This is a genomic window from Pseudomonas congelans, assembly GCF_900103225.1.
Taxonomy (GTDB): Bacteria; Pseudomonadota; Gammaproteobacteria; order Pseudomonadales; family Pseudomonadaceae; genus Aquipseudomonas; species Aquipseudomonas congelans.
This window is the reverse complement of the sequence record NZ_FNJH01000002.1, coordinates 354,628-372,884: the sequence shown is the minus strand read 5'-3', so window position 1 is coordinate 372,884 and position 18,257 is coordinate 354,628. Positions and strand designations below refer to the sequence as shown.

19 protein-coding genes are annotated in these 18,257 nt (G+C 58.3%); 14 read left to right on the top strand and 5 right to left on the bottom strand.

Annotated features, from left to right (window positions below):
- Positions 1-5 precede the first annotated feature (5 nt).
- From fghA to rpoS, 7 genes are all read left to right on the top strand, one after another.
- Positions 6-851 carry an S-formylglutathione hydrolase gene (gene fghA / locus BLR20_RS08720; protein ID WP_054994273.1) on the top strand — a complete coding sequence of 282 codons (846 nt, stop codon included), beginning with the start codon at positions 6-8 and terminating at the stop codon, positions 849-851.
- A 53-nt stretch (positions 852-904) separates the two neighbouring features.
- Positions 905-1,378, top strand: coding sequence for a 2-C-methyl-D-erythritol 2,4-cyclodiphosphate synthase (gene ispF / locus BLR20_RS08715; protein WP_010434267.1), 474 nt, complete (start codon positions 905-907; stop codon positions 1,376-1,378).
- Positions 1,375-2,433 carry a tRNA pseudouridine(13) synthase TruD gene (gene truD, locus BLR20_RS08710; RefSeq protein ID WP_054994272.1) on the top strand — a complete coding sequence of 353 codons (1,059 nt, stop codon included), beginning with the start codon at positions 1,375-1,377 and terminating at the stop codon, positions 2,431-2,433. The genes ispF and truD overlap by 4 nt, the downstream gene beginning before the upstream one ends.
- Positions 2,421-3,170 carry a 5'/3'-nucleotidase SurE gene (gene surE / locus BLR20_RS08705; protein ID WP_003415557.1) on the top strand — a complete coding sequence of 250 codons (750 nt, stop codon included), beginning with the start codon at positions 2,421-2,423 and terminating at the stop codon, positions 3,168-3,170. The genes truD and surE overlap by 13 nt, the downstream gene beginning before the upstream one ends.
- Before the next feature lie 41 nt (positions 3,171-3,211).
- Positions 3,212-3,847, top strand: a complete 636-nt coding sequence (locus tag BLR20_RS08700; protein WP_002554702.1) for a protein-L-isoaspartate(D-aspartate) O-methyltransferase — start codon at positions 3,212-3,214, stop codon at positions 3,845-3,847.
- A 208-nt stretch (positions 3,848-4,055) separates the two neighbouring features.
- A complete protein-coding gene (locus BLR20_RS08695; RefSeq protein WP_074594599.1) occupies positions 4,056-4,922 on the top strand; it encodes a peptidoglycan DD-metalloendopeptidase family protein in 867 nt (288 codons plus the stop codon).
- A 103-nt stretch (positions 4,923-5,025) separates the two neighbouring features.
- Positions 5,026-6,033, top strand: a complete 1,008-nt coding sequence (rpoS, locus tag BLR20_RS08690) for an RNA polymerase sigma factor RpoS (protein ID WP_010434275.1) — start codon at positions 5,026-5,028, stop codon at positions 6,031-6,033.
- Between the two features lie 543 nt (positions 6,034-6,576).
- On the opposite strand, the gene fdxA is transcribed toward rpoS, so the two are convergent.
- The gene (gene fdxA / locus BLR20_RS08685; protein WP_003339547.1) at positions 6,577-6,900 is read right to left on the bottom strand and encodes a ferredoxin FdxA; all 324 of its coding nucleotides are present in this window, start codon (positions 6,898-6,900) and stop codon (positions 6,577-6,579) included.
- A gap of 259 nt (positions 6,901-7,159) precedes the next feature.
- Positions 7,160-9,727, bottom strand: coding sequence for a DNA mismatch repair protein MutS (gene mutS, locus BLR20_RS08680; RefSeq protein WP_162235677.1), 2,568 nt, complete (start codon positions 9,725-9,727; stop codon positions 7,160-7,162).
- Between the two features lie 488 nt (positions 9,728-10,215).
- On the opposite strand from mutS, the gene BLR20_RS08675 reads away from it, so the two are divergent.
- The 3 genes from BLR20_RS08675 (at position 10,216) to recX (ending at position 12,347) form a co-directional block, all read left to right on the top strand.
- On the top strand, positions 10,216-10,716 hold the full coding sequence (locus BLR20_RS08675; RefSeq protein ID WP_032616134.1) for a CinA family protein: 501 nt from the start codon (positions 10,216-10,218) through the stop codon (positions 10,714-10,716).
- Between the two features lie 93 nt (positions 10,717-10,809).
- A complete protein-coding gene (gene recA, locus BLR20_RS08670; protein ID WP_002554688.1) occupies positions 10,810-11,874 on the top strand; it encodes a recombinase RecA in 1,065 nt (354 codons plus the stop codon).
- 5 nt (positions 11,875-11,879) lie between these two features.
- The gene (gene recX / locus BLR20_RS08665) at positions 11,880-12,347 is read left to right on the top strand and encodes a recombination regulator RecX (RefSeq protein ID WP_010432287.1); all 468 of its coding nucleotides are present in this window, start codon (positions 11,880-11,882) and stop codon (positions 12,345-12,347) included.
- Positions 12,348-12,360: 13 nt separating this feature from the next.
- On the opposite strand, the gene BLR20_RS08660 is transcribed toward recX, so the two are convergent.
- Both BLR20_RS08660 and BLR20_RS08655 read right to left on the bottom strand, forming a co-directional pair.
- On the bottom strand, positions 12,361-13,473 hold the full coding sequence (locus BLR20_RS08660) for an LOG family protein (RefSeq protein WP_010432284.1): 1,113 nt from the start codon (positions 13,471-13,473) through the stop codon (positions 12,361-12,363).
- A gap of 196 nt (positions 13,474-13,669) precedes the next feature.
- Positions 13,670-14,086 carry a quorum-sensing-regulated virulence factor family protein gene (locus BLR20_RS08655; RefSeq protein WP_003314332.1) on the bottom strand — a complete coding sequence of 139 codons (417 nt, stop codon included), beginning with the start codon at positions 14,084-14,086 and terminating at the stop codon, positions 13,670-13,672.
- Positions 14,087-14,340: 254 nt separating this feature from the next.
- Here BLR20_RS08655 and BLR20_RS08650 point away from each other — a divergent pair, with 254 nt between their 5' ends.
- From BLR20_RS08650 to BLR20_RS08635, 3 genes are all read left to right on the top strand, one after another.
- Positions 14,341-15,051, top strand: a complete 711-nt coding sequence (locus BLR20_RS08650) for a tRNA-uridine aminocarboxypropyltransferase (protein ID WP_010432280.1) — start codon at positions 14,341-14,343, stop codon at positions 15,049-15,051.
- A 245-nt stretch (positions 15,052-15,296) separates the two neighbouring features.
- Positions 15,297-15,944, top strand: coding sequence for a response regulator transcription factor ErdR (gene erdR, locus BLR20_RS08640; RefSeq protein ID WP_003319664.1), 648 nt, complete (start codon positions 15,297-15,299; stop codon positions 15,942-15,944).
- Positions 15,945-16,026: 82 nt separating this feature from the next.
- Positions 16,027-16,392 (top strand): diacylglycerol kinase, encoded by a 366-nt coding sequence (locus BLR20_RS08635; protein WP_010432274.1) that lies wholly within the window; start codon positions 16,027-16,029, stop codon positions 16,390-16,392.
- A 19-nt stretch (positions 16,393-16,411) separates the two neighbouring features.
- Here BLR20_RS08635 and BLR20_RS08630 read toward each other — a convergent pair whose 3' ends face one another.
- Positions 16,412-17,338 (bottom strand): LysR family transcriptional regulator, encoded by a 927-nt coding sequence (locus BLR20_RS08630; RefSeq protein WP_010432271.1) that lies wholly within the window; start codon positions 17,336-17,338, stop codon positions 16,412-16,414.
- A 123-nt stretch (positions 17,339-17,461) separates the two neighbouring features.
- Between BLR20_RS08630 and fpr the strand changes: the two genes are divergently transcribed.
- Entirely contained in the window at positions 17,462-18,241 is a 780-nt protein-coding gene (fpr, locus tag BLR20_RS08625) for a ferredoxin-NADP reductase (protein WP_002554680.1), read from the top strand.
- Positions 18,242-18,257 lie beyond the last annotated feature (16 nt).

Genomic DNA, 18,257 nt, shown 5'->3' with positions numbered 1-18,257 from the left:
ACCCTATGCCTTTGGAAAATATTTCCTGCCAAAAAAGCTTCGGCGGCTGGCACAAGCGCTACAAGCACCATTCTCAAGTGCTCGGTTGCGACATGGTGTTTGCCGTCTATCTGCCACCGCAGGCGGAGCAGGGCGGCAAGCTGCCGGTGTTGTACTGGCTGTCCGGGCTGACCTGCACGGATGAAAACTTCATGCAGAAAGCGGCCGCCCATCGCCTGGCGGCCGAGCTGGGCATCATCATCGTGGCGCCTGATACCAGTCCGCGCGGTGCCGACGTGGCAGACGACCCTGACGGCGCCTGGGACTTCGGTCAAGGCGCGGGCTTCTACCTAAACGCCACCGAGCAGCCTTATGCGCGGCATTATCAAATGCATGATTACGTGGTCAAGGAACTGCCGTCGCTGATCGAAGGGCATTTTCCGGCGTCACAGGTGCGCAGTATCAGCGGGCACTCGATGGGCGGGCACGGCGCACTGGTCTGTGCGTTGCGCAATCCTGGTCGCTATCGTTCGGTATCGGCGTTCTCGCCCATCAGTAATCCGATCGATTGCCCATGGGGGCAAAAGGCATTCTCGCGTTATCTGGGCGAAGACCGTTCCCGCTGGCGCGAGTGGGATGCCAGCGTGCTGATTGCGCAGGCTTCCGAAAAGCTGCCGACGCTGGTCGATCAGGGCGATCGTGACGATTTTCTGGTCAATCAGCTCAAGCCCGGGGTGCTGGTTCAGGCGGCCAAGGCTGCGGACTATCCGCTGACGCTGCGCATGCAGCCAGGTTATGACCACAGCTATTTCTTCATCGCCAGCTTCATCGAAGACCATCTCAGGCATCACGCTGCAGCCTTGAACAGCTAACGCGCGCCAAAGCAGGTAGAATCACGCCCTGACTTTTTTCAGGGCGTTTTTTTATGCGTATTGGCCATGGCTATGATGTGCACCGTTTCGCTGAAGGCGACTTCATTACCTTGGGCGGCGTGCGGATTGCACACGGGTTTGGCCTGCTGGCCCATTCCGATGGCGATGTCCTGCTGCATGCCTTGAGCGACGCGCTTCTGGGCGCTGTAGCGCTGGGCGATATTGGCAAGCATTTTCCCGACACCGACCCGCAGTTCAAGGGCGCCGACAGCCGCGTGCTGCTGCGTCATGTCCTCACGCTTATTCATGACAAGGGCTGGAAGGTCGGTAATGTCGACGCCACCATCGTCGCTCAGGCACCGAAAATGGCGCCGCATATCGATGCCATGCGTGCAGTGATCGCTGAAGATCTTCAGGTCGAGCTGGACCAGGTCAACGTCAAGGCCACAACCACCGAGAAGCTTGGCTTCACCGGGCGTGAAGAAGGCATCGCGGTGCATGCCGTTGCGTTGTTGCTGCGCGCATGAATGAACTTGAACTGCTGGGGCCGCGAGCTTACGGCGATGCATTGGGACGTGCAGTCCTCAAAGCGACTGCCGAAGATTTTCAGGTCGACGAAGTGCTGGACATCCCGCTTTCCGGGGATGGCGAGCACTTGTGGCTATGGGTCGAGAAGCGCGGTCTTAACACGGAAGAGGCGGCCCGCCGACTGGCCCGCGCTGCGGGCGTCCAGCTGCGCACAGTCAGCTATGCCGGGCTCAAGGATCGTCAGGCACTGACCCGCCAGTGGTTCAGCATTCAATTGCCGGGCAAGGCCGATCCTGATCTGTCCGCTGCACAGGATGACACGCTGCAGATTCTCAAGAGCCGGCGGCACAAACGCAAACTGCAGCGCGGCGCCCATGCGGCCAATGGCTTCACGCTGCGTCTGACTCAGCTGGATGCAGACAAGGACGCCTTGAATCAGCGCCTTGAAACCATTGCCCGGCAGGGCATCCCCAATTATTTCGGCACGCAGCGTTTTGGCTATCAGGGCGGAAATCTTGGCGAGGCTCGTGATTACGCCGCCCGCAAGGCGCTGCCTGAGCAACGTGCGGTGCGTTCGCGACTGTTGTCCACCGCGCGCAGTTACCTGTTCAATCGGGTATTGGCCGCCCGGGTTGCCGATGGCAGTTGGCAGAAGGCTCAGGTCGGTGATTTGCTCGCGTTCACCGACAGCCGCAGCTTTTTCCCGGCCGGGGTGGATGAATGTAGCGATCCCCGTCTGGCGATCCTCGATCTGCACCCTACCGGACCTCAATGGGGTGAAGGCTCTTCGCCAGCTGGCGATGCGACGGCGGCGCTGGAAAATACCATTGCCGACGACGAGTCCGTGTTGCGTGACTGGCTGGTCAGAGCGGGCATGGAGCACGAACGTCGCATCCTGCGACTGCCCATTGGGCGGCTGACGTGGCATTATCCCGAGTCTGACATTCTGCAACTGGAATTCGTCCTTCCGCCCGGATGCTTCGCGACCGTCTTGGTACGCGAACTCATCGATCTGGTGCCGGTTGGGCAGACGGACAGCTCATGCGTATTCTGATATCAAATGATGACGGGGTGAATGCGCCCGGTCTTGTCGCGCTCCATGCGGCGTTGGCGGACTACGCCGACTGCGTGGTAATTGCCCCTGATCAGGACAAAAGTGGTGCCAGCAGTTCTCTGACACTCGACCGGCCCTTGCATCCGCACACCCTGGAAAATGGTTTCATCAGTGTCAACGGTACGCCTACCGACTGTGTGCATCTGGGTATTCACGGGCTACTGGAGCGTCAACCGGACATGGTGGTTTCAGGCATCAACCTGGGGGCCAATCTGGGCGACGATGTACTGTATTCAGGAACGGTCGCTGCAGCCCTTGAAGGGCGTTTTCTGCAGCGCCCGTCGTTTGCCTTTTCGTTTTTGTCACGTCAGCCGGATAATCTGGCGACGGCGGCGCATTACGCGCGCTTGCTGGTCGAGGCCCATGAGCAACTCGACCTGCCACCCCGCACGGTATTGAACGTGAATATTCCCAACCTGCCGCTCGAGCATATCCGCGGCATTCAACTGACCCGATTGGGGCATCGTGCCCGCGCTGCGGCGCCTATCAGGGTTGTCGACCCGCGTGGCCGCGCCGGCTACTGGATCGCTGCCGCCGGCGACGTCGAGGACGGCGGTGCCGGGACCGACTTTCATGCGGTCGTGCAAGGCTACGTATCGATCACGCCGTTACAACTGGATAGAACCTATCAGGACGGATTCAGCAGCCTGAACACCTGGCTGGAGGGACTTCGTTGATGTCACGCGAGCAGGATGATCTATTGCGTCGAGGGATCGGAATGACGTCGCAGCGTACCCGCGAGCGTCTGATTCAGCGCCTCTGTGAGGAGGGTATTTCCAACCAGCGGGTACTGGACGTCATTCGCAAGACGCCTCGTCATCTGTTTGTCGATGAAGCGCTGGCACATCGCGCCTATGAAGACACCGCACTGCCCATCGGCCACAACCAGACGATTTCCCAGCCTTACATGGTCGCGCGGATGAGCGAGCTGCTGCTGGCAGCAGGGCCGCTGGACAAGGTCATGGAGATCGGTACGGGGTCCGGCTATCAGACCGCTGTGCTGGCGCAGCTGGTAGAGCGGGTGTTTTCGGTCGAGCGTATCAAGGTGCTTCAGGACCGTGCCAAGGAGCGTCTGGTCGAGCTCAATCTGCGCAACGTGGTTTTCCGCTGGGGCGACGGCTGGGAGGGCTGGCCAGCCCTGGCGCCGTATAACGGCATCATCGTCACGGCGGTAGCAACCGATGTACCGCAGGCACTGCTCGATCAACTGGCACCGGGAGGCCGTCTGGTCATACCCGTGGGCTCGGGGGAGGTTCAGCAGTTGATGCTGATCATCCGTGAAGAAAACGGTTTTTCCCGGCATGTGCTGGGGGCTGTGCGCTTCGTACCGTTGCTCAATGGGCCCATCGCTTGAAGATTGTCTGCGGTAAACAATGAATTCTGGCGTCAGTCGTCTGTCTACAGCGCGCGGCCCGGAATCTTGAATGGCCTGATGGCATCATTTCCATGCAGATGATTGATACTTAACAGCGTTTTTCAGCGGTTTATCACTGGCTGCCCGTCGCTATTACGGCACAATAGGCATCTTTTTTGAATTCAGTCACCAGTAAAGGGAGTGGCGGGTGAGTCTCACAGTCATTCAGCAGCTCAGATCTTCAAAAAGTTATCAGCGTCTGGTGATTGGCATTGCTCTCAGTGTCCTTTTGGTCGGCTGCTCCAGCTCGCCTTCAGGCGGCGTTCGCGTTGTTGATCGCAACGGCAATGCCGTCGCCCAGCGTCCGACTGTCACCACTGGCCAATACGTGGTCAGGCGCGGTGACACACTTTTTTCCATTGCATTTCGTTACGGCTGGGACTGGAAGGCACTGGCTGCCCGTAATCAGATCCCGGAGCCGTTTACCATCAAGCCAGGTCAGACAATTCGCTTTGACGGACGCTCCTCTTCAACGCCGAGTGTGGTTTCAACGTCTGGCGCCGGGCGTCCGGTGACGTCCACATCCACCAATACCAGCAGTTCCGGATCCGTCAAAACCACGGTCATGTCCAAACCTGTTGCGGTTGTACCTGTGGTTATACCCCCCTCGGCGACCACCGGGACAGGCCCGGCCGGCAAGTCTCCGACGGGTTGGACCTGGCCTTCGAGTGGCATTTTGATAGGAAAATTTTCCTCAAACGGCAGTTTGAATAAAGGAATTGATATCGCTGGTGATTTGGGACAGCCTGTTTTGGCAGCATCTGATGGTTCAGTTGTTTACGCCGGAAGTGGATTACGGGGCTACGGCGAATTGATCATCATCAAACACAGCGATACCTACGTCAGTGCCTACGGTCATAACCGCAGGCTTTTGGTACGGGAAGGTCAACAGGTCAAGGCAGGGCAGACGATTGCCGAAATGGGGTCAACAGGAACTGACCGGGTGAAACTGCATTTTGAGATTCGCCGCCAAGGGAAACCTGTAGATCCTTTAGGATTCTTGCCACGTCGTTGATAGTTGCCAGCCTGTTCCTGGCGTAATAGGAACAGGCTCAAGTGTTGCCATGGAACCAGGCGACGCTGGAGCTTGAGGTCGAACTCACCAAAGGACTAAAACAATGGCTCTTGGCAACGAAGCGCCGGAGTTTGACATCGATGATGAAGTGCTCCTTATGGAAGCCGGCATTGTCCTGAAGGAAGCGTCGAACGAGAAGCAGCCAGCCGCTGTCTCGGGACGTACCAAGGCCAAGCATTCAACATCGCTCAAACAACACAAGTACATTGATTACACGCGGGCGCTCGATGCTACCCAGCTGTACCTCAATGAAATCGGTTTTTCTCCTCTATTGTCCCCGGAAGAAGAAGTGCATTTTGCGCGCCTGTCGCAAAGTGGAGACCCGGCCGGGCGCAAACGCATGATTGAAAGCAATCTGCGCCTGGTGGTGAAAATTGCCAGACGCTATGTCAATCGTGGGCTGTCATTGCTTGATCTGATCGAGGAGGGCAACCTGGGGTTGATCCGGGCGGTTGAGAAGTTCGACCCGGAGCGCGGCTTTCGTTTCTCGACCTACGCTACCTGGTGGATTCGTCAGACCATTGAACGCGCGATCATGAATCAGACGCGGACCATCCGGCTGCCGATTCATGTGGTCAAGGAGCTGAACGTTTATCTGCGTGCGGCCAGAGAGCTGACCCAGAAGCTGGATCACGAACCCTCTCCTGAAGAGATCGCCAACCTGCTGGAAAAACCGGTAGGCGAGGTCAAGCGCATGCTGGGCCTGAACGAGCGCGTCTCGTCGGTGGACGTTTCGCTGGGGCCGGATTCGGACAAGACGCTGCTTGATACCCTTACCGACGATCGCCCAACAGATCCCTGCGAGTTGCTGCAGGACGACGATCTTTCACAGAGCATCGATCAATGGCTGTCTGAACTGACCGAGAAGCAGCGCGAGGTTGTGATTCGCCGCTTTGGCTTGCGCGGGCATGAAAGCAGCACGCTTGAAGATGTAGGGCTTGAGATCGGTCTGACGCGTGAGCGTGTAAGGCAGATTCAAGTCGAAGGACTCAAGCGCCTGCGTGAGATCCTTGAGAAGAACGGTCTGTCCAGCGAGTCGCTCTTCCAGTAGTCCCCTTGCGCAGCATCAATCCCCGGCCGATATGACACAGCATGTGTATATCGGCCTTTTTATATGTCTTTCATCATTTAAATGTCGTTGGTCACTGCATCAGATGGGGGCGCCTTGTCTGGCCGGTAGCAGTGTAATCGTAATCAGAATGTTCAAAGCCTGTAAGTCATTGCGTACGCTTGCTGTAAGTCATCCGGGTAACAGCAGTGAGGCTTGTCGCCAACTTGTCGGTTTTTAAATTTCAAGACTTTGTTTTATAAGGGATTTAATTCCTGCCGTCGCTCATTGCGGAAATATTCTGGAGCGTTTGGGGAGTTGCTCTTCGAGGTTAAGTCTCTAATATCGAAGCTGTGCCAACGGACAGGCACAGGCCATCAAGGATGACGGTCAGGGATATCGCGGGATGCGATTCATCAGGATGATGACCAGGGAATACAGGGAACAAGGAAAAATGTGGGCGGGTCATACCGCCCCTTTTTTTGTCTGCAGAAAATCGTATTCAACAAAAAAGGCCCTCTTGAGGGCCTTTTGTCTGCGTGGAATCTAGCGTTCCAGTTCAGCGATCTTGCCGGTTTTGCCATCCCACTCTGCCGCATCCGGCATGGCGTCTTTCTTTTCGGTGATGTTGGGCCAGACTTCGGCAAGCTCGGCATTGAGCTCAATGAAGTTTTCCATGCCGGCAGGGATCTCGTCTTCCGAATAAATGGCTACGGCGGGGCACTCTGGCTCGCAGAGCGCGCAGTCGATGCACTCGTCCGGGTGGATCACCAGGAAATTCGGGCCTTCGTAAAAGCAGTCCACCGGACAGACTTCTACGCAGTCGGTGTACTTGCACTTGATGCAGTTGTCGGTGACGACGAAGGTCATTTCTAATTCTCTCCTCAGGCGGCTGCGGCAGAGCCCTTCCAGACAGGGGTGCCAGGTTCGGGAGGTTTCCCGGCCCTATGAAAACACGTGCTTTTGGTAGGCGGCCTTGAGACAGCAAGACTGCGTCGTTTGCTACCTGCCCCTGCTACCTACCGGTGGTTCGCTGCATTTTCACGCGGCTCGAAAAACGCCTCGACCAGGCTAAAAGCCGAGAGCGTCCCAAACCGCGCGGGATTCTAACAGTATGTAACGCTTCGCGTCACAGGCGAGTTTGCAATGTGTATAGCAAATCCAGCGCCTGTCGCGGGGTCATATCGTCGACCTTGACCTTCGACAGCTCGTCGAGCACCGGGTGCGGCAGACTTGCGAACATATCGCTCTGTTGCGGGACCGCTGGCTTGCCGGGTTTTGCGCGCGGCTGCTCATGCGGCAGGCTGGTGGTTTCCAGGCGCTGCAAGTGCTCCTTGGCGCGGCTGATGACTTTGCCCGGCACGCCGGCCAGTTGTGCCACGGCCAGACCGTAGCTCTGGCTCGCAGGCCCCGGCAGTACGCGGTGCAGGAACACGATGCGCTCATTATGCTCGGTGGCGTTGAGGTGCACATTGGTCACCAGCGGTTCGCTTTCCGGCAACACCGTCAGTTCGAAATAGTGCGTGGCGAACAGTGTGTATGCGCGCAGTTGCGCGAGACATTCAGCCGCTGCCCAGGCCAGCGAAAGACCGTCGAAGGTACTGGTTCCGCGCCCGACTTCGTCCATCAGCACCAGACTTTTATCGGTGGCATTGTGCAGGATGTTTGCCGTTTCGCTCATTTCGACCATGAACGTCGAGCGCCCGCCCGCCAGGTCGTCGCTGGAGCCGATGCGGGTGAAGATCCGGTCGACCAGTGACAATTCGCAGCTGGCGGCGGGTACGAAACTGCCGATATGGGCCAGCAGCACAATCAGTGCCGTCTGACGCATGTAGGTCGATTTACCACCCATGTTCGGGCCGGTGATGACCAGCATGCGAGTGCTGTCGTCCAGCGCCAGGTCGTTGGCAACGAAAGGCGTGCTCAGGACCTGTTCGACGACCGGATGACGGCCCTGCTCGATACGCATGCAGGGTTCGGCGACAAAGCGTGGGCAATTGAGGTCCAGATTCAGCGCGCGCTCGGCAAGGTTGCTCAGTACGTCCAGTTCGGCCAGGGCCGCTGCCGTATCCTGAAGCGGTGCAAGATGACCGATCAGGTCTTCGAGCAGCGCTTCGTAGAGCATCTTTTCCCGTGCCAGCGCCCGGCTCTTGGCCGACAACGCCTTGTCCTCGAACTCCTTGAGCTCGGGCGTGATAAAGCGCTCGGCACCCTTAAGAGTCTGGCGGCGTATGTAGTCGGCCGGCGCCTGCTCGGCCTGCTTGCTTGGCAGTTCGATAAAGTAGCCGTGCACACGGTTGTAGCCGACCTTCAGGTTGCCAAGGCCGGTACGGGCTTTTTCGCGGGCTTCCAGGTCGATCAGGAACTGACCGGCGTTTTCACTCAGCGATTGCAGGTCATCCAGTTCGGCGTCGTAGCCAGTCTTCAAAACGCCTCCGTCACGGATGACGGCTGGCGGATTGTCGATGATCGCGCGCTGCAGCAAGTCGGCCAGCTCGGGATAGGTGCTGGCTGTCTGCGCAAGTTGCTGCAGATGCGGCGCATCCAGATCGGTCATCGCCTGTTGCAGCTCGGGCAGGGCGCTTAAGGCGTCGCGCAGGCGGGCGAGGTCGCGTGGCCGCGCGTTACGCAGGCCGATACGCGCCAGAATCCGTTCGATATCGCCGATTTCCTTGAGCTGTGGCTGCAGGTTTTCGAAGCGATAGCGTTCCAGAAAGCAGGTGATCGACGTCTGGCGTGCCTGAAGGATGGTCAGGTCGCGCAATGGCCGGTTCAGCCAGCGGGTCAGCAGCCGCGTGCCCATCGCGGTCTGGCAGCGGTCCATGACCGATTGCAGGGTATTGTCACGGCCCCCGGAAAGGTTGGTGTCCAGTTCCAGGTTACGGCGACTGGCGGCATCGAGGATCACGGTATCGTCGAGACGTTCGTGACGCAGGCTGCGTAAATGGGGCAGGGCGGTACGCTGGGTTTCCTTGGCGTAGCTGAGCAGGCAGCCGGCAGCACCGATGGCCAGCGTCAGGTTTTCGCAACCGAAACCCTTCAGGTCCTGGGTTGCAAACTGCTGACACAGACTTTTATGGGCTGAGTCGCGCTCGAAATCCCAGGGTGCTCGACGTCGAGAACCGCGGCGCTTCTCGGCAGGCAGGCCTTGCGGCCAGTCATCCGGAATCAACAGCTCGACCGGATTGATCCGTTCAAGCTCGGCCAGCAGGTTCTCCCAACCCTTGATCTCCAGCACACTGAAGTTGCCACTGGTGATATCCAGCACCGCGAGGCCGAACAGGCGTTCGTCACCCAGCACGGCGGCAATCAGGTTATCCCTGCGCTCGTCGAGCAGGGCCTCATCGCTGATCGTCCCTGGCGTGATGATCCGCACCACCTGACGATCCACCGGCCCCTTGCTGGTGGCCGGGTCGCCGATCTGCTCGCAGATCACCACCGATTCGCCCAGCTTCACCAGTTTGGCCAGATAACCCTCGGCCGCATGGTAGGGAATCCCGCACATGGGAATGCTCTGGCCTGCCGACTGGCCGCGTGCGGTCAGGGTTATGTCCAGCAGCTTGGCGGCTTTCTTCGCGTCTTCATAGAAGATCTCGTAGAAATCGCCCATGCGATAAAACATCAGTTGATCCAGGTGCTGGTTTTTGAGTTTCCAGTACTGCTGCATCATCGGCGTGTGTGCGGAGAGGTCGGAAATTGCTTTGTTCATCAGTGGCTTAGGCAAGTTCTTGAGAGGAGTGAGGCAACCTTCGGGCGTGACGGGTAGTCCCTGTCTGAATCAAGGGGCGTCTGCCGGGTATGTGCGATGGGCGCAAGGTTATCACGCTCGACCGGGTGGTGCAGTTACAGCGTTGCCTGGCCCCGAATTGGTGACTGGTCGTTTCCCGGCAGCCATCAACCTCGATTTGCCGTATAGACTTTCATCGCTGCCACCCGATCACCGGGCGGTCATTTATAAAAAAGGACTTTTATATGAAGAACAGACGAGCAAGGGACTCCGTCAACGGGCGCTTCATCCCCCTGGAAGAAGCCCGAAAAAGGCCGAGAGAAACCACGGTGGAAACGGTCAAAAAGCCTGGGCGCGGGAAAAATGATCGATAAATCGGCAGGCACAGCCCCTCAGCAAGGGGCGCGCGCTGCCTCAGGATTCACTTTTACAGGCCTTCCAGCATGAATGAGGACACCGTGGATGAGATAACCGGGCTTGCCGATACGCTTGGCAGGCTTCTCGATGCAATGAACGCTCAAGTGACGACGGCCGAATCCTGTACCGGGGGCGGAATCGCTGAAGCGATCACGCGCATTGCCGGCAGCTCGGCGTGGTTCGAAGCCGGCTACGTAACCTATTCGAATGCCCAGAAGACCCGGCAGTTAGGGGTGCCCGAGGGGTTGTTCGCACAGGTCGGAGCGGTCAGTCAGGCGGTTGTCGAAGCCATGATGCAAGGCGCACAGCGTGAAAGTGGTGCACGATTCGCCGTCGCGGTCAGCGGTGTCGCAGGGCCCGGCGGCGGTTCGCCGGACAAACCGGTCGGTACCGTGTGGCTGTGCTGGGGCAAGGATGAGGCGCTGATCGCCCGGTGTTGCCACTTCGATGGCGACCGTGATCAGGTCCGTCGACAGGCGGTCGAAGCCGCGCTGCACGGGCTGATACAGCTTGCACGCGGAGAAATGCCAAAACAGGGGTAGGCGCGCGCTCACTGCTGTGGAATAATACTGTCTACTTATACAGGTGTTGCGGCCATCAAGGCCCTAATTGAATTTGATTACGTGAGGACTTCAATGGACGACAACAAGAAGAAAGCCTTGGCTGCGGCCTTGGGTCAGATCGAGCGTCAGTTCGGTAAAGGTGCCGTGATGCGCATGGGCGATCACGATCGCCAGGCGATCCCTGCCATCTCCACCGGTTCGCTGGGTCTGGATATCGCACTTGGTATTGGTGGTCTGCCGAAAGGCCGGATCGTGGAAATCTACGGTCCTGAGTCTTCCGGTAAAACCACACTGACGCTGTCGGTCATCGCTCAGGCCCAGAAAATGGGCGCTACCTGTGCCTTTGTCGACGCCGAGCACGCACTGGATCCGGAATACGCCGGCAAACTGGGCGTCAACGTCGACGACCTGCTGGTTTCGCAGCCGGACACCGGTGAGCAGGCGCTGGAAATCACCGACATGCTGGTGCGTTCCAATGCCATCGACGTGATCGTGGTCGACTCCGTTGCTGCGCTGGTGCCGAAGGCAGAGATCGAAGGCGAAATGGGTGACATGCACGTGGGTCTGCAGGCGCGTCTGATGTCGCAGGCCCTGCGCAAGATCACCGGCAACATCAAGAACGCCAACTGCCTGGTGATCTTCATCAACCAGATCCGTATGAAGATCGGCGTGATGTTCGGTAGCCCGGAAACCACCACCGGTGGTAACGCGCTTAAGTTCTACGCTTCGGTACGTCTGGACATCCGCCGTACAGGCGCGGTCAAGGAAGGCGATGAAGTTGTCGGCAGCGAAACCCGCGTCAAGGTTGTGAAGAACAAGGTAGCTCCGCCGTTCCGTCAGGCCGAGTTCCAGATTCTTTACGGCAAGGGTATCTACCTGAACGGTGAAATCGTCGATCTGGCCGTTCTGCATGGTTTTGTCGAGAAGTCCGGTGCCTGGTACAGCTACCAGGGCAGCAAGATTGGTCAGGGCAAGGCTAACTCGGCCAAGTTCCTGGCAGATAATCCGGAAATCTGCAAAGCGCTCGAGAAGCAGATCCGCGACAAGTTGCTGACCCCAGGCGTCGATACCAAGGCTGTCGGCTCCCGTGAAGCAGTGGCTGCCGATGATATGTCTGAAGCAGATGTCGATATCTGATAGCCATGCCTGCCGTGCTTGATACACCTGTCGCCGTCAGGCGCACTGCAATGGACCTGCTCGCACGTCGCGAGCACGGTCGAGTCGAGCTGACGCGTAAACTGCGTCAGCGCGGCGCTCCCCCCGAGCTTATCGATGCAGCCCTTGATCGTCTGGTCGAGGAAGGCTTGCTCTCCGAGTCCCGTTACCTTGAAAGCTTCGTTTCTTACCGGGCACGTTCGGGCTACGGTCCTGTCCGTATTCGCGAAGAGCTTGGTCAGCGTGGCTTGCAACGTTCCGACATCGAGCAGGCGCTCAGGGAGTGTGGCGTGGACTGGCAGGAGAAGCTTCACGAGCTTTGGCAGCGCAAGTTTGCCGGTGCCTTGCCCGCCGATGCGCGCGAGCGAGCCAAACAGGGACGGTTTCTGAGTTATCGCGGCTATCCGCTGGAAATGATCGGCCGCCTGTTAAGCGGCCGTGGCGGGGATGACTGATATATCAGGGCGCTTACTCTGGCGCCCGTCTCTGAACCGAGTCCTTCGCCGCTGAAGCGTCTTCCCAGTTTTCCTGTTGATTGATGTAATCCACCAGTTCTCGAAGCCTGCCCTGATTGCGTCCTGTGAAGGTGAACGCCAGTCGTGTCAGGTGACTGAATTGCGCTTCATCGTGCTCTTCGCCCTGATAACTGTGCTGATGAAAGTTTTCATTGATGCACAGGTCAGCGAAAGCTTCCTGCATGTGCTCCAGGGCTTGCTCGTTCAGCGCATGATGCATACGGATAACGAACTTGTTTTTCAGCCAGCGGCTGGAATGGAAGTTGGCATAAAACTGGTTGATCTCTTCCACCGCTTCGTCGGCGCTGTACACCAGCCTCATCAGCTTCATGTCGGCTGGCAGAATGTAGTGATTGTCCTGCAACTGATGCTTGATAAAGTCCAGCGCACCTTGCCAGAAGCTCCCGCCAAGCGTGTCCAGTAATACGACGGGTACCAACGGGCTTTTGCCGGTTTGTATCAGCGTCAGCACTTCCAGCGCTTCATCCAGAGTTCCGAAGCCGCCGGGGCACAGCACCAGCGCGTCGGCTTCCTTGACGAAGAACAGCTTGCGCGTGAAGAAGAAGTGGAAAGGCAGCAGGTTTTCGCTGCCCTCTACGGTGGGGTTGGCATGCTGTTCGAAGGGCAGGGTAATGTTGAACCCAAGGCTGTGCTTCAAGCCTGCACCGGCATGGGCTGCCGCCATGATGCCGCCGCCTGCGCCGGTGATGACCATCATGTCGGAGCGGGCCAGCTTTTCACCCAGTTCCATGGCCTGTGCGTACAGCGGATGTTCCGTCGGCGTACGAGCGGAGCCGAATACGGTGACTTTACGGCGGCCCTTGAAGCGTTCGAGCACTCGAAAGGCCTTGTCCAGTTCGCGCAGGGTTTGCAGCGTTATCTTGACGTCCCAGCGGTTGCGGTCGTCCTGGGCCATGCGCAGCACCGTGAGCATCATGTCGCGGTACAGCGGCAGGTTTTTCGTGCCCGGAGCCACCTCATTGATGTGCTCTTCGATCTTGCTGGTCAGGTCGAGGCCGTTGCTTTGAAAGTGTCGGGATAGAAGATCGTCAGGTACATACGGCATTCGGGATTTTTCCTCCTGCAGAGTCAATGGCCTGTTGGGGCGTGTTGAATCGATGATGTCCCGGTTTGCACAGAAAGGCTACCCATTCCCTGCTCATTGCACGGGTGGATGAGTTGCAGGATGTCTTGAGTATTGCTCGACTGACGCGCCTGAGAGACAGGCGCGCGTGGGGGGGCGGCTAAATGTCGGGTGTGGCTTATTGCTTGGGCTTTACAGTGCAGTCGGAAGCCTGAAAGGTCTGCGTCACAACCGGGCGGTTGGTCTTGTACTCGGTGAACTGATACTTGAGTACGGCACCCTTGGTCATCAACTGGCGGAAGCCGTTGTTGTGGCAAACGCTATTGCCCAGCTGGTTGCGCATCACATCCGGATTGGCGCGCATCTGCTGAGCCTGGCCTTCACGAACGCTCAGGTGGTTGATCAGCTGGTTGCCGCTGACGGTATAGCCCTGATCAAGGATGTCTTCGTTGATCGCTCTCGGCGTGCCGACACTGCTTTCCTTAGCGACTTTTTCCAGCATCTTGCTGAGTTCGAACTCCTGTTTCGACGCCGCCTGGGCGCACAGTGGAGCAACGAGCAAAAGCGTAAGGGTGGGTACGATAAGGCGCAGCATTAAACTCTCCTGATTAAGTAACTGGCCGTTGGACCAGCGACTTCAAAGTGCGTTCCGGGCAGCCCACCGATAGCGCGGGGTGCGATGGCGCAGAAGTATAGAGCAGGAGTCTTCATCGGGCCTAGACTCTGTATGAAAAGAGGCGGCCGGACCGAAAGCGCGTTGAAGTGCCGGGGCTCTGATAAACTGCGCGGACTTTAATCCTGCCGAGTCTTTGTGGTGTCGATGTATTTCCCCCGCAGGCGTGTCCTGTAATGAGCCATGCCGTTTCCCGCCTGCGCGATGAGCGTCTGGCCCGCAGTACCAGGCCTTTTATTGCCCGTGGCTCGCGCGCGCCGCGCTGCCCGGAATGCCGGGTGATCTCCAGCTATTGTCTGTGCGAATGGCGGCCCAGCGTCGCTGCCGAGTCGGGCATCTGCCTGCTGATGTATGACACCGAGCCCTTGAAGCCGACCAACACCGGCTGGCTGATAGCCGATGTCATCAAGGACACTCATGCCTTCCTCTGGTCACGGATAGAGGTCGATGAGCAATTGCTCGCCTTGCTGGACGACCCGCAGTGGCAGCCCTACATCGTCTTTCCCGGAGAGTTTGTTGCCGAAGAGCGCGTGGTGAACAAGGTTGCATGCCTGGATGGCAAGCGTCCGCTGTTCATTCTGCTGGACGCCACCTGGACCGAAGCACGCAAGATGTTTCGCAAGAGCCCGTATCTGGAGCGGTTTCCGGTATTGAGTCTGGAGCCCGAGCAGATCTCGCGCTACCGTTTGCGTCGATCGAGGCGCGATGATCACTTCTGCACGGCGGAAGTGGCCGCCCTCTGTCTGGAACTGGCCGGTGACGCCAGTGCCAGCGGAGTGCTGGATGCTTATCTGGACGTGTTCAGCGCCCATTATCTGGGCGCCAAGTACCAGAATCCGATTGATTCCGACGACGCTGCGCATACCCATTTGAAGGCGTTCATTTGAAGGCTTTTCATGGACAAGGGCGGCAGAACTGCGCTGGTTTGGCTAATTGCCATCCATGTTCCCTGGTATCGACGCTTCGCGCTTGACCGTCATGGCCATGCTGGGCATGCTTGGCGCCGCCTGGAAGCCGATTCATGTGGTCTGGCGGTGCGCCGGGGCCCGCTATGGGGTTTCGCACTGCGCGTTCGCCAGCCTCGCTGGGCGGCCGATTCTTCGGCCCCTCACTATAAAAACAGGATCATTACATGACCTACGACATCCTGATCGCTGATGATCATCCCCTGTTTCGCAGTGCGCTGCATCAGGCGCTGAGCATCGGCCTGGGGCCTGACGCACGGCTGGTCGAGGCAGAAAGCATTGCCCAGCTCGAATCGCGCCTGGGGGAGAAGGCTGATTGGGACCTGGTTCTGCTGGACCTGAACATGCCTGGCGCCTATGGCTTCTCCGGGCTGGTCCTGTTGCGTGGCCAGTACCCGCAGATACCGGTGGTGATGGTCTCGGCGCAGGAAGAAGCCTCCATCGTGGTACGTTCCAGAGAGTTTGGTGCCAGTGGCTTCATTCCCAAATCCAGCTCGCTGGAAGTGATTCAGCAGGCGGTCCGCACAGTGCTCGATGGTGACGTCTGGTGGCCGCCGCAGGTCAATGAAGTGATCAGTGTTTCAGACGAGGCGAAAGCTGCCAGCGCAGGCCTTGCCAGCCTCACGCCGCAGCAGTTTCGAGTGTTGACGATGGTCTGTGAAGGTTTGCTGAACAAGCAGATTGCTTCTGAGCTCAGTGTGTCCGAAGCCACCATCAAGGCACATGTCACGGCGATTTTCCGCAAGCTTGGAGTACGCACGCGTACCCAGGCAGCATTGTTGTTACAACAGCTTGAGTCCATTTCATCCAGCTGACGGCTTTCAGGTTGCGAGCATTCACGCTTTTTTGACCTTTATTGCCTTAGCTTTCCTCATCTTTTTACACAGCAGCCTCTCTATGTCGCCCTTCAAAGGCCAAACCGGTCTGAAACGTATTCTTAACGCCGCTGGTTATTCACTGGACGGTATGCGCGCAGCCTACAAAGGTGAAGCGGCTTTCCGCCAGTTGGTACTGCTCAACGTGGTCCTGATTCCGCTGTCGTTTTTTCTGCACGTCAGCAAGGGCGAGCATGCCCTGCTGGTTGCTGTATGCCTGCTGGCGCTGATCGTCGAGCTGCTCAATTCGGCCGTAGAGGCGGCCATTGACCGTATCTCCCTGGACCTGCACCCGCTGTCCAAGAACGCCAAGGACATGGGCAGTGCTGCCCAGTTCATCGCCCTGAGCATGATCGGTCTGGTCTGGGCAATCATTCTGCTGGGCTGACGCCTTTCGTACAGACTCGTCAATACAGGCTTGGCAGCACGATCTCGTCGCTGCGCTGAGCCCCGGCGGTGAAGGCGCGGCACAGTTCGAGAAACTCGCGCATGGCCGAGGTCTGGTATTTCTGTTTGTGCCAGATGAAGTAGAACTGCCTGGCCAGATCCAGCTCCGGCGTGGCCAGTTCCACCAGATTGCCGCGCCGAAAGGCGTCGCGCAGCGCCAGCCTGGAGATGCAGCCAATGCCCAGCCCGGATTCGACTGCGCGTTTGATGGCCTCGGTGTGCTCTAGCTCCAGTCGGACGTTCAGCCCGTTACGATGATGACGCATGGCCTGGTCGAATGTCAGGCGTGTGCCTGAGCCCTGTTCCCGCAGGATCCAGGCTTCATGAGTCAGTTCCTCCAGCGTTACCTGGGGGCGTTTGGCCAACGGATGCTGCGGGGCGCAGAACACCACAAGTTCGTCTTCGACCCAGGATTGCACTTCGATGTCCGGATGGCTGCAATCGCCTTCGATAAGGCCCAGATCTATCTCGTAGTGAGCAACCTGTTGCACGATATGCGCGGTGTTCTGGACGTGCAGCTTGACCTGGCTCTCCGGGTGCCGCTGCATGTAGCCGCCGATCAGCAGGGTCGCCAGGTAATTGCCGATCGTCAGCGTAGCGCCGACCGCCAGTGAGCCGAAGCCTGATTTACCATTGAGCAGGTCTTCGATTTCCTTGGCCTGATCGAGCAGCGCGACGGCTTGCGGCAGCAATTGTCTGCCCGTGGCGTTGAGGCTGAGCCGCTTGCCGGCGCGGTCAAACAGCTGGCAGCTCGACTGGCGCTCCAACTCGGTGATGGAGGTGCTGGCGGCCGACTGCGAAAGCGACAGCAGGACCGCGGCCTTGGAGACGCTTTCCTGCCGTGCGACGGCAACAAATACCTGGAGCTGACGGAGAGTAAATCGCATATCTATATAACCGATAACCTATATCTTGATAATTCATTTAACAGATATTGTGTCTGCCACTAGAATGTCGCGCAATAGCGCAGTGCTTCTGCGCGCACTATTTTTTCAGGAGTCCTCACGTACATGAGCAACATGAACCACGAGCGTGTCCTCAGCGTCCACCACTGGAACGACACCCTCTTCAGTTTCAAGTGCACCCGCGACCCTGGTTTGCGTTTCGAGAACGGTCAGTTCGTGATGATCGGTCTGCAGCAGCCAAACGGTCGTCCGCTCATGCGCGCCTACTCGATTGCCAGCCCGAACTGGGAAGAGCATCTGGAATTCTTCAGCATCAAGGTGCCGGACGGCCCGCTGACTTCCCAGTTGCAGCACCTCAAGGAAGGCGACGAGATCATCATCAGCAAGAAGCCTACGGGCACGCTGGTGCTGGACGATCTCAAGCCGGGCAAGCATCTTTACCTGCTGAGCACCGGTACCGGCCTTGCTCCGTTCATGAGTGTCATCCAGGATCCCGAGACCTACGAGCGTTTCGAGAAAGTCATCCTCTGCCACGGTGTGCGTTACGTGAACGAAGTCGCCTATCGCGAATTCATCACCGAGCACCTGCCGCAGAATGAGTTCTTCGGTGAAGCGCTGCGTGACAAGCTGATCTACTACCCGACGGTCACCCGCGAGCCCTTCGAGAACGAAGGCCGTCTGACCGACCTGATGCGCAGTGGCAAGCTGTTCAGCGACATCGGCCTGCCGCCGATCAACCCGCAGGATGACCGTGCCATGTTGTGCGGCAGCCCGAGCATGCTCGACGAGACCAGCGAAGTGCTCAACAGCTTCGGCCTGACCGTTTCGCCGCGTATGCGTGAGCCGGGCGACTATCTGATCGAGCGTGCTTTCGTCGAGAAGTAAGCCGGCTGCACAAGAC

Coding starts and splice junctions, on each gene's coding strand:
- fpr (WP_002554680.1), top strand. CDS start 17,462: ATGAGCAACATGAACCACGAGCGTGTCCTCAGCGTCCACCACTGGAAC.
- BLR20_RS08660 (WP_010432284.1), bottom strand. CDS start 13,473: ATGCCGTATGTACCTGACGATCTTCTATCCCGACACTTTCAAAGCAAC.
- BLR20_RS08700 (WP_002554702.1), top strand. CDS start 3,212: ATGACGTCGCAGCGTACCCGCGAGCGTCTGATTCAGCGCCTCTGTGAG.
- BLR20_RS08655 (WP_003314332.1), bottom strand. CDS start 14,086: ATGCTGCGCCTTATCGTACCCACCCTTACGCTTTTGCTCGTTGCTCCA.
- surE (WP_003415557.1), top strand. CDS start 2,421: ATGCGTATTCTGATATCAAATGATGACGGGGTGAATGCGCCCGGTCTT.
- rpoS (WP_010434275.1), top strand. CDS start 5,026: ATGGCTCTTGGCAACGAAGCGCCGGAGTTTGACATCGATGATGAAGTG.
- truD (WP_054994272.1), top strand. CDS start 1,375: ATGAATGAACTTGAACTGCTGGGGCCGCGAGCTTACGGCGATGCATTG.
- erdR (WP_003319664.1), top strand. CDS start 15,297: ATGACCTACGACATCCTGATCGCTGATGATCATCCCCTGTTTCGCAGT.
- fghA (WP_054994273.1), top strand. CDS start 6: ATGCCTTTGGAAAATATTTCCTGCCAAAAAAGCTTCGGCGGCTGGCAC.
- BLR20_RS08650 (WP_010432280.1), top strand. CDS start 14,341: ATGAGCCATGCCGTTTCCCGCCTGCGCGATGAGCGTCTGGCCCGCAGT.
- BLR20_RS08630 (WP_010432271.1), bottom strand. CDS start 17,338: ATGCGATTTACTCTCCGTCAGCTCCAGGTATTTGTTGCCGTCGCACGG.
- BLR20_RS08635 (WP_010432274.1), top strand. CDS start 16,027: ATGTCGCCCTTCAAAGGCCAAACCGGTCTGAAACGTATTCTTAACGCC.
- recX (WP_010432287.1), top strand. CDS start 11,880: ATGCCTGCCGTGCTTGATACACCTGTCGCCGTCAGGCGCACTGCAATG.
- recA (WP_002554688.1), top strand. CDS start 10,810: ATGGACGACAACAAGAAGAAAGCCTTGGCTGCGGCCTTGGGTCAGATC.
- fdxA (WP_003339547.1), bottom strand. CDS start 6,900: ATGACCTTCGTCGTCACCGACAACTGCATCAAGTGCAAGTACACCGAC.
- ispF (WP_010434267.1), top strand. CDS start 905: ATGCGTATTGGCCATGGCTATGATGTGCACCGTTTCGCTGAAGGCGAC.